The sequence below is a fragment of the Aquimonas voraii genome (assembly GCF_900101825.1).
GTDB classification, from domain to species: domain Bacteria; phylum Pseudomonadota; class Gammaproteobacteria; order Xanthomonadales; family Xanthomonadaceae; genus Aquimonas; species Aquimonas voraii.
The window spans coordinates 1-9,184 of sequence record NZ_FNAG01000018.1; the positions used below are offsets into that span (position 1 = coordinate 1).

Consider the following 9,184-nt stretch of genomic DNA (forward strand, 5'->3'; position numbering starts at 1 on the left):
GGCCGGGGCCGAAGGCAGACGGCGCGTTTGCGCGGCATGCCGCGCGCGCCGTCGAACGCCCGAGCGCTGTGCGCGAGGGCCGGGGCCGAAGGCAGGCGCTGGTGGCGCAGCCACCCGCTGCGTGCCTCGCCGGCTACGCGCCAGCGATCCGCGAAGCGGTGCGCGCGAACGCGACTAGGGTGGGCCCTCGCCCACCGTGGGCTTGATGCTCGCCGCGGTCGTTGCGCGCAGGGCGGTGATGATGGCGGTGGGGTTGGTGGTCCGATGGGGACCGGGGCGAGGTTGACGCTCCTGGTGGGCCAGGGCCCACCCTAGGCTTCTCACCCGCACCCGCACCCGCACCCGCACCCGCACCCCGAATCCCGAATCCCGATTCCCGAATCCCGATTCCCGATTCCCGATTCCCGATTCCCGATTCCCGACCTCAGCCGTGGAAGCCGTCGATCTCCACGGCCAGTTCGCGGCGGCAGATATCGCCCTGCAGGATCAGGCGCGGCACATCGGCCGGCAGCAGGCGGGAGAGCGTGGCCTGCAGCTCGGGCAGAGCGGCGGCATCGCGCAGGTAGACCTTGAGCAGGGCGTGCGCGCCAAAGGCAGGCGCGATCCGCGCGTCGGCGGCGCGCGCCGCACCCAGCAGGCTGTCGAAGTTGTCGAAAGTCTCGCGCAGCTGGGCGACTATCGAGTCGTGGTGCAGGCTGGCGTGGCCGACCACGGCGGCGGTGCCGGAAATCATTAGCGGCAGGGCATCAACCGGATCAGCGCGCATCGCGCGGGCAAAGCTCGGTGCGCGCGGGCCATAGCTGCGCGGATAGCGGTAGGCCGGCACCTGGCGCGGGTTCTCCACCGGCAGGCCGGGTCGCGTCGAGGCCAGCCAGTAGACCTGCAGCAGGCGCGTGCCCTCGCGATGGCCGATGGCGGTGGCCGCCGGCAGGGCCTCATCGGGAATGTCGAGTGCTTCGGCGCGGCCGACGCAGAACTGCCGGTAGCGCTCGGCATCACCTTCGCCCTCGACAATGGCGTCGAGGTAGTTCCAGAGGCGCAGCAGGTGGGGATGTGCGGCCGCATGGCGATGCTCCGCGAGCAGCCGATAGGCCCGCTCTGCGGTGGCGGCGGGGCCAGCCTGGTCCTCGTGGAGCTGCAGCGATCCGAAGCACAGCGAGGCGCTGCGGCCACCGCCGATCAGCCCTTCACGCCAGGGCTCGACCGCTTCGCTGCAGGTCCAGACCTCGTAGGTGTCGATACCTTCCGGTTCCAGCGGCTGCAGCGGCACGCGCAGGTAGCGCGGGTCCTCAAGCTGGCCGGGCGCTGCGGCCCCGAAACCGAACACCGCCAGCGTGCGCGGGCCGAGCAGGCTCCGCGGATCGCGCGAGCGCACATAGCCCGGCGTCAGCGCGAAGGCCGGCTGGTCGAGTCGCGGCTGCGCGCTCATGCGGCCTCCGTTCGCGCGGACGCGGGCAGGCTCGGCGCACGCCGCTCGCCGCGCAGCTTCTGCAGCAGGGCAGTGACGGCGTAGATCACGCGGAAGGCTCGCAGCCGCTTCAGTACGGCGCGGTCATCAAAGACATTGCCGGCGAGCATGGCGATCACCGCCTGTTCGATCTGCCAGACATTGCGCGGGTTCTGGAACAGCTCGCGCATCACCGGCGTGGTGAAGCGCTCGATGAACCAGCTGAACACCCCGATGCCGCCGTCGATGCGCCGGCGATAGGCCTGCTGCAGTGCGGTCTCTCGCGACGGCTCGCGGAGCACGGCATCGACCAGCTCGGCGGCGCGCTCGGCGCCATGCATGGCGAGGAACACGCCCGACGAAAAGATCGGATCGACGAAGGCATAGGCGTCGCCGGCCATCACCCAGCCGGGGCCGGCAATGCGGCCGCAGGCGTAGCTGTAGTTGCCGGTGGCCTCGGGTTCGGAGATGCGCTCGGCGCCCTGCATCCGGCGCGCGGCGTCGGGGTGCTTGAGGATGGTGTCGAGCAGGAACTGATCCAGCGGGCCGCGCCGGGTCTTCAGGTACTCCGGCGTGCAGACCGCGCCGACGCTCATGACATCGTGGGGCAGCGGGATCATCCACATCCAGCCGGAAGGCAGGCGGTAGATGGTGATGTTGCCGGCGGCTTCGCCCGGCTGGCGCGCCACGCCGCGAAAGTGCGCGTAGACCGCCGCCGAGCGGTGCCGCGGGTTGGCGCGCTTGAGATCGAACTGACGGCCGAGCAGGGTGTCGCGGCCGGAGGCATCGACCACATAACGCGCTTCCAGGCAGCGCTCATCGCCGTCGACGCGGAGACGCAACCGTGAACGCCCCGATTCGAGCCGCTCGATGCCCAGCACTTCGATGCCCTCGTGCGCCTCGGCGCCGGCCGCGGTCGCGTTGGCGAACAGCAGCTCATCGAACTGGTCGCGGCGCACCTGGAAGGCGTGGTCAGGCACATCGCCCAGTGCGCGCGCGAAAGGAAAGCTGTTGTAGCCGCCGATGTCGGCAGGAAAGTCCGCGGCCGGCTTGCGCACGCCGATGGCCTCGACCTCAGCCAGCACACCGAGGCGTTCAAGGATGGGCAGGTTCATCGGCAGCAGGCTTTCACCGATGTGGAAGCGCGGGTGCCGGCCCTTCTCGAACAGGCCGACGCGCCAGCCGGCGCGCGCCAGCAGGGTGGCCGCCGTGCTGCCCGCGGGGCCACCGCCGATCACTGCGACGTCAAGCGGGTCTGGAAGGTCGCGTGCGACGCTGGAACTCATGCGGACATCGTGGGAATGGGGGCGCCGGCAGGGCTGGCGAAAGTGGCGTGAATGATACACTCCGCGCCCGCCCGAGGCCGGCTGCGACGTGCTGCCCCTCGTTTACGTAAAGACGGGTCTGCAGATGGCAGGCCCAAGGATCCACGCCCCATGTCGAACCAGTCGCCCGCCGAGCGCGAGCTCGCCGAACTCCTGATCGAAGCCCTCAATCTCGAGGACGTCGAGGCCGCATCGATCGACCCCGCCGCGCCCCTGTTCGGCGATGGCCTCGGCCTCGATTCGATCGATGCGCTGGAGCTGGCGCTGGCGATCTCGAAGAAGTACGGCTTCCAGCTGCGCTCGGACAATGCCGACAACCGCCGCATTTTCGGTTCGCTGGCAGCACTCTCGGCCCACGTGCAAGAGCACCGGACAGTGTGAGCCGGCTGCTGCCGGTCGCGCTCGCGCTGGCGTTTCCCGTGCTGGCGCATGCCTCGGCGGTGACCGCCTCGCTCGCACTCGCCACGGCCGCCGTGGCCTGCCTGCTGATTCTCGTCTGCCTGCCGCTGCGGGCCAGGCCTGTGCTCGCGCTTGGCGCGTTCGCGGCAGGGGCGGGCGTGCTGGCGGTGCTGTATGCCAGCGGACACGCGCACCTGCCGCTGATGCTGCCGCCGGTGTTGTTCAACCTTGCGGTGGGCCTGTACTTCGCGCGCAGCCTGGCGCCCGGGCGCATGCCGCTGATTGAGCGCATCGTGCGTGCGCTGAACAATGGCCAGGTGCATCACCCCGAGGTGCCGGGTTACGCACGCGCTTGGACGCGCGCGTGGGCGGCGCTGCTGATTGGGCTTGCGCTCATCAACGCCCTGCTGGCCCTCCTCGCCGAGCCCAAAGGCCTGCTCGTGAGCGTCGGCGTCGTCCCGCCGCAGACCGTGCCGCTGGAACTCTGGTCGCTGTTCGCCAACCTGCTCAACTATCTGATCGTGGCCCTCGTGTTTGTCGGTGAGTACGTCTATCGCGCGCGACGCTTCCCGCACAGCGACTACGGTGGCTTCGTCGGTTTCCTGAAGCGCGTCGGCCGGCTGGGCCCGGCCTTCTGGCGCGGCAGCGATGCCGCCGTGGGCTCGGGCCGATGAGCGGCTTCCGCATCCGCGCCGACCATCCCTGCCTGCCCGGCCATTTCCCCGGACAGCCGGTGGTGCCGGGCGTGGTCGTGCTCGACGAGGTGCTGGCGCTGGCGCGGGCGCAGTTCGGCGCGCGCGCCCTGCTGCGCATGCCGCAGGTGAAGTTCGCCGCGCCGCTGCTGCCGGAGCAGGACGCGACGGTCGAGTTCGAGCCGCGGGGCGAGCGTCTGCGCTTCCGCGTGCTGCGAGGCGAGGATCTGATCGCCAGCGGTGAGCTGGTGTTCGCGGATCCCGCATGAGCCGCGCCGGCGAGGCCGAATGGCAGCAGCGCCCCGAGGGTGGCGGGCGCTTCGCGCTGTGGCTGATCCGCAGCATTGCCCGCTACGGTGGGCGCTGGCTGTCGCGGCCGCTGCTGATCCCGATCACGCTCTATTTCCTGATCGTGCGTGGCCCCGAGCGGCGCGCGTCCCGCGCCTACCTCGAGCGCGTGCTGGGCCGGCCGGCCACGCTCTGGGAATGCGCGAAACACGTGCATGCGTTCGCTTCCACGATCCTCGATCGGGTGTTCATGCTCTCGGGGCAGTTCCGCAGCTTCGATCTTGAAATCACCGGGCTCAAGGAGCTGCACGATCAGATCGACCTCGGCCGCGGCGTCCTGCTGTTCGGCTCGCACCACGGCAGCTTCGAGGCCCTGCGGGTGCTCTCGCGCGAGCGACCGGATGTGACCGTGCGGGTGGTGATGGACCGCGGGCAGAACGCCGCCGTCACCCAGCTGCTGGAAGCGCTCTGCCCGGACATCGCCGAAACCGTGATCGATGCCGCCCAGGACGGCACCGCGATCACGCTCGCGATCCGCGATGCCACCGAGCAGGGCGCCCTTGTCAGCCTGCTGGTCGATCGTGCGAGGGGCGCCGAGCCGGTGCAGTGGATCGATTTTCTGGGCAGTCCCGCGCCGTTTCCGAGCGCGCATTTCCTGATCGCCGCGGCGCTGAAGGTGCCGGTGCTGATCTGCTTCGGCCTGTACCTGGGCGGGCGGAAGTACGCCCTGCATTTCGAGCTGTTCGACCCCGGCATCGAGCTGCCGCGGCGCGAGCGCGCGCAGAAGCTGTACGCCCTGCAGGAGCGCTACGTGCGCCGGCTGGAGCATTTCGTGCGGCGCGCGCCCTACAACTGGTTCAATTTCTACGATTTCTGGAGAAGCGATGACCCCGCGCATCCGCATCGCCGTGACCCTGCTGCTGGCCAGCCTGACGGCACGGGCGGACGTCCCTGAGCTCGATGCCCTGCTGGCCGGCTTCGCGCAGCCTGCGCCCGCGCGCACCGCCTACTTCGAGCGCCGCGACTCGCCGCTGCTGATCCAGCCCCTGCTGTTCGGCGGCGAGCTGTCGCAGCCGGCCGCCGATGAGCTGGTCAAGACCGTCGAAGGCGCGCAGCCCGAGCGCCTGCGCATTGCCGGCGAGCGCGTGGAAGTGCAGCGCGAGGGGCAGGGCAGCCGCCGCTTCTCGCTCAAACGCGCGCCCGAGCTTGCGGCGCTGGCGGCCAGCCTGCGCGCGCTGCTTGGGGGCGATCGTGCGCTCCTGGAGCGGCACTTCACGATCCAGCTCGCGCCCTCCGGTGCGGGCTGGACGCTCGACCTCACCCCCACCGATGCCCGCGTCGCCCGCAAGGTGCGCGGCATGCGTCTGCACGGCGTGGCGGGCGAGTGGCGCTGTTTCGATCTGGACCTGGCCGAGGACGAGCGCAGCCGCATGTGGCTCGGCCCATGGGCCGAGTCCGCGCGCGCCGCTGCCGATGAAGCCACGCGCGACGCGCTCTGCGGCGCATCCGCCGGATGAGCGCGCCCGGCGTGGGCACACGCCTGCTGCGCGTCGCGCTTTGGCTGGGCGCGCTGGCGCTGATCGCCGTGCTCGCGCTCGGCGAGCTGAAGCTGAGCGGCGATCTGCGCCTGTTCATGCCCGCCGCGCGCACCGCCGAGCAGCGCCTGCTGCTGGAACAGCTGGGAGAAGGCCCAGGCGCGCGCCTGCTGCTGGTGGCGCTGTCGGGTGCGGAGCCGGAGGTTCTCGTCGAGCGCTCGCGTGCGCTGCGCGAGGCCTTGGAGGAATCGCCCGAGTTCGTTTGGGTCGGCAACGGCGAGGACGGCCTGGAGTCGATTCCCGAGACGCTGGTCGACTACCGCTACCTGCTCTCGGCCGGTGTGCAGCCGGGCGCCTTCGAGGCGCCCGCACTGTCAGAAGCGCTGCGCCAGCGCCAGCAGGATCTGGCCTCGCCTGCCGCGGCCCTGATCGCGCCGCTGCTGCGCGCGGATCCCACGCTCGAAACCCTGCGCGTGCTCGAAGCCTGGACGCCGGCGATCGAGCCCGAGCGCAGGGACGGTGTGTGGTTCGCCAGCACCCGCGGCGAAGCCCTGCTGTTGGCCGAAACGGCGTCGCCGGGCTTCGACCCCGACGGCCAGACGCGCGCGCTCGCCGCTCTGCGCGCGGCGCATGCACAGGTGCTGCTCGAGGACGGCGAGGCCGCGGTGGGTGCGCTTGAAGTCAGCGGCCCCGGCGCCTTTGCCGAGAAGATCGCCGCGCAGACCCGCGGCGAGGCTTCGCGCCTCGGTGGTTTCGGTATCGCCGGTCTGCTGCTGCTGATGGCGCTGGCCTACCGCAGCCTCGCCCTGCCCCTGCTCGGTGCGCTGCCCTTGGCGACCGGTGCCGTGTTCGGTTTGTCCGCGACGGCCCTGCTGTTCGGTGAGGTCCACGGCATCACCCTGGCCTTCGGCCTGACCCTGCTCGGCGTGGCCCAGGACTATCCCGTCCATCTGTTCAGCCACCGACGCAAGGGCGAGCCCGCCGCACGCAGCGCGCGCGCGATCTGGCCGACGCTGGCGACCGGCGCCTTCTCCAGCGCCCTGGCCTATCTGGTGTTCTTCTTCGCCGGCGTCGACGGCCTGCGCCAGCTCGCGGTGCTGACCGTGGTCGGCCTGATCAGCGCGGTCTTCGCCACCCGCTATCTGCTGCCGCGGGTGCTCGGCGAGCCGCACCACGCGGTCGGCGAGGGCGCCTTCGTGCACGGGCTGCAGCGGCGACTGGCGCAGGTGCACCGGCTGCGCTGGCTGGCGCTGCTGATTGCGGCCTTGGCCGGTCTGGCCCTGCTGCGGCCGGGCCCCTGGTGGCAGGACAGCCTGGCTGCGCTGACGCCGGTGCCGACCGAGCTTCTGATGCGTGATCGTGAGCTCCGCCAGGCCCTGAATGCGCCCGATGTGCGCTGGCTGCTGGCCCTGCGTGCGGACAGCGAAGAGGCCGCGCTTGCCCGCAGCGCCGAGCTCGTGCCCGGCCTGCAGGACCTGGTCGGAAAGGGCGCGCTTGGCCACTTCGAGCTGGCCGCGCGCTATCTGCCGCCGCCGGCCGTGCAGCGTGCGCGCCAGGCGGCGTTGCCGTCCCCTGGCGCGCTGCGTGCGGCGCTCGCGGAAGCGCAGCAGGGTCTCGCTTTCCGGCCGGAGGCCTTCGGAAACTTCCTTGACGCGATCGAGCGCGCGCGGCATCTGCCGCCGCTGACCTCCGAAGCCCTGATCGGCACTCCGCTGGAGCTGCGTATTGCCGGTCTGCTGATCCGCGATGGCGCGGAAACGGTGGCGCTGGTGCAGCTGTCCGACCTGCGCGAGGTCGAGGCCGTGCGCGCCTTCGCGGCCGCCCATCCCGATCTCGACCTGATCGACCTGAAAGCGACCGCCGATTCCCTGGCCGCGAGCTGGCGTGCGCAGGTGCTGCTGGCGATGGCGGTCGGCGCACTGCTGCTCGCCGCCCTGGTGTTCGCCGCGCTGCACGCCGCGTCTGCAGCGCAGCGCCGGGGGACCGTGACCCGGAGCGCAGACCGCCTGGGCGGCGCAGACCGGGCCGATGCTGCCGTGGATACGGGGGATGAGGGCAGGGCCGTCGGCCCAGGCGGCAGGGGTCTGAGATCCAGCGTCTCGCGCAGCCTGCGCGTACTTCTGCCGGTGGCCCTGTCCAGTCTGGTGGTGCTGGCCGTGCTGCACGGCGTCGGCGTGGCGCTGACCCTGTTCCACCTGATCGCGCTGGTGCTGGCGGCTGGGCTGGGCCTCGACTACGCCCTGTTCTTCGAGCGCAGCGCAGGTGCCGTCGATGCCGAGGCTGCGGCCGAGCAGCGCCGCACCCTGCATGCGCTCTGCGTGTGCGCCGCCTCGACCCTGCTGGTGTTCGGCCTGCTGTCGTTGTCCAGCATCCCGGTGCTGAACGCACTGGGCAGCACGGTGGCGCTGGGCGTCGCCGTGCACTTCGCGCTCGCCCTGCTGCTGGCCGGCAGTCGTTCTGCCTCCGCCGAGATCCCGAGATGAAGCTTCCCGATAGCCGTTTCGAAATCGAACAGTTGATTCCCCACGCGGGTGGCATGTGTCTGCTCGAGCGCGTCATCGCGTTCGACGAGAGCGGTCTGCATGCGCAGAGCGACGCCCACCGCGACCCCGCGCACCCGCTGCGACGCGAGGGACGCCTGTCGGCCCTGCACCTCTGCGAGTACGGCGCCCAGGCCATGGCCGTGCACGGCGGCCTGCTCGCGGCGCGCGATGGACGCACGGCGCCACCCGGCCTGCTGGTGTCCTTGCGTGGCGTCGAGCTCTCACGCGAGTTCATCGACGAGCTGCCCGGTCCGCTGGACGTGTACGCGCAGGACGTCGCCGACAGCGGTGCGGGCTGGCAGTGCGGCTTCCGCATCGAGCATGCGGGTGAGGTGCTGGCCACGGGCCGCGCGGCGGTGCTGCGACGGGATTCTTAGGGTGGGCTCCGGCCCACCATGAGCTCGACGCTTGCCCCCGTCCTGCTTCGCCGCTTCGCCGCTTCGCCGCTTCGTTGCTCGAAGCGAAGAGCAAGAGCATTCGGTCAGCCCTGCGGGCTGCCCGACTTCGCGCCTGTCATAGGGTGGGCCCTGGCCCACCATGAGCTTCGCTCTCGCCCCGGTCTTGCTTCGTTGCGCGTTCGTTTGAAGCGAAGAGCGAGAGCTTTCGGTCCGTCCTTCGGCCGGCCCGACCTACTTCTCTTTGCGTGCCCAAAGAGAAGTAGGCAAGAGAAAGGGCTGCTCGTCCGCGCCCTGGGTGCATCCCTGCACCAAGGGTTCGCATGAGGCTGTCGGGGTTTTCGGACAGGCCGTCCCTGGCCTGTCGAAAACCTTGGCCGCATCCCTGCGGCCAACCCTGCGGGCGCATCGACCGCCTCCCGCCGCTCCCGAGGGGCCCCAAGGAAACGCGCGGGCTCCTGCCCGCAAGAGCCGAAGCGAGAGGCCGAAGCGAGAAGCTGAAGCGAGAAGCTGAAGCGAGAAGCTGAAGCGAGAAGCTGAAGCGAGAAGCTGAAGCGAGA

General features: G+C 70.8%; 9 protein-coding genes. 7 read left to right on the top strand and 2 right to left on the bottom strand.

The features are described from left to right. Positions 1-424: 424 nt before the first annotated feature. Together BLP83_RS16955 and BLP83_RS16960 are read right to left on the bottom strand one after the other, a co-directional pair. Complete coding sequence (locus BLP83_RS16955; RefSeq protein WP_245680069.1) at positions 425-1,429, bottom strand: chorismate transformation FkbO/Hyg5 family protein; 1,005 nt, start codon at positions 1,427-1,429, stop codon at positions 425-427. Next, positions 1,426-2,733, bottom strand: coding sequence for an NAD(P)/FAD-dependent oxidoreductase (locus BLP83_RS16960; RefSeq protein WP_091245674.1), 1,308 nt, complete (start codon positions 2,731-2,733; stop codon positions 1,426-1,428). Before BLP83_RS16960 ends, BLP83_RS16955 begins: the two co-directional genes overlap by 4 nt. Before the next feature lie 150 nt (positions 2,734-2,883). On the opposite strand from BLP83_RS16960, the gene BLP83_RS16965 reads away from it, so the two are divergent. From BLP83_RS16965 to BLP83_RS16995, 7 genes are read left to right on the top strand one after another with little or no spacing between them, the layout of a single operon-like run. Beyond that, positions 2,884-3,153, top strand: a complete 270-nt coding sequence (locus tag BLP83_RS16965) for a phosphopantetheine-binding protein (RefSeq protein WP_091245678.1) — start codon at positions 2,884-2,886, stop codon at positions 3,151-3,153. Beyond that, positions 3,150-3,845: a COG4648 family protein gene (locus BLP83_RS16970; protein ID WP_091245681.1), complete on the top strand. Its 696-nt coding sequence runs from the start codon at positions 3,150-3,152 to the stop codon at positions 3,843-3,845. Before BLP83_RS16965 ends, BLP83_RS16970 begins: the two co-directional genes overlap by 4 nt. Then, positions 3,842-4,132, top strand: a complete 291-nt coding sequence (locus BLP83_RS16975; protein WP_091245684.1) for an ApeI family dehydratase — start codon at positions 3,842-3,844, stop codon at positions 4,130-4,132. Before BLP83_RS16970 ends, BLP83_RS16975 begins: the two co-directional genes overlap by 4 nt. Next, positions 4,129-5,106 (top strand): lysophospholipid acyltransferase family protein, encoded by a 978-nt coding sequence (locus BLP83_RS16980; protein ID WP_091245687.1) that lies wholly within the window; start codon positions 4,129-4,131, stop codon positions 5,104-5,106. The genes BLP83_RS16975 and BLP83_RS16980 overlap by 4 nt, the downstream gene beginning before the upstream one ends. After that, positions 5,036-5,668 (top strand): LolA-related protein, encoded by a 633-nt coding sequence (locus tag BLP83_RS16985; protein ID WP_091245690.1) that lies wholly within the window; start codon positions 5,036-5,038, stop codon positions 5,666-5,668. The genes BLP83_RS16980 and BLP83_RS16985 overlap by 71 nt, the downstream gene beginning before the upstream one ends. Continuing rightward, on the top strand, positions 5,665-8,169 hold the full coding sequence (locus tag BLP83_RS19330; RefSeq protein ID WP_091245692.1) for an MMPL family transporter: 2,505 nt from the start codon (positions 5,665-5,667) through the stop codon (positions 8,167-8,169). The genes BLP83_RS16985 and BLP83_RS19330 overlap by 4 nt, the downstream gene beginning before the upstream one ends. Continuing rightward, complete coding sequence (locus tag BLP83_RS16995) at positions 8,166-8,606, top strand: hotdog family protein (protein ID WP_091245695.1); 441 nt, start codon at positions 8,166-8,168, stop codon at positions 8,604-8,606. The genes BLP83_RS19330 and BLP83_RS16995 overlap by 4 nt, the downstream gene beginning before the upstream one ends. The last annotated feature ends 578 nt before the right edge of the window (positions 8,607-9,184 follow it).

Bases quoted from the DNA above. Each gene is read 5' to 3' on its own strand.
- BLP83_RS16955 (WP_245680069.1), bottom strand. From the start codon at position 1,429: ATGAGCGCGCAGCCGCGACTCGACCAGCCGGCCTTCGCGCTGACGCCG.
- BLP83_RS16960 (WP_091245674.1), bottom strand. From the start codon at position 2,733: ATGAGTTCCAGCGTCGCACGCGACCTTCCAGACCCGCTTGACGTCGCA.
- BLP83_RS16965 (WP_091245678.1), top strand. From the start codon at position 2,884: ATGTCGAACCAGTCGCCCGCCGAGCGCGAGCTCGCCGAACTCCTGATC.
- BLP83_RS16975 (WP_091245684.1), top strand. From the start codon at position 3,842: ATGAGCGGCTTCCGCATCCGCGCCGACCATCCCTGCCTGCCCGGCCAT.
- BLP83_RS16980 (WP_091245687.1), top strand. From the start codon at position 4,129: ATGAGCCGCGCCGGCGAGGCCGAATGGCAGCAGCGCCCCGAGGGTGGC.
- BLP83_RS16985 (WP_091245690.1), top strand. From the start codon at position 5,036: ATGACCCCGCGCATCCGCATCGCCGTGACCCTGCTGCTGGCCAGCCTG.
- BLP83_RS19330 (WP_091245692.1), top strand. From the start codon at position 5,665: ATGAGCGCGCCCGGCGTGGGCACACGCCTGCTGCGCGTCGCGCTTTGG.
- BLP83_RS16995 (WP_091245695.1), top strand. From the start codon at position 8,166: ATGAAGCTTCCCGATAGCCGTTTCGAAATCGAACAGTTGATTCCCCAC.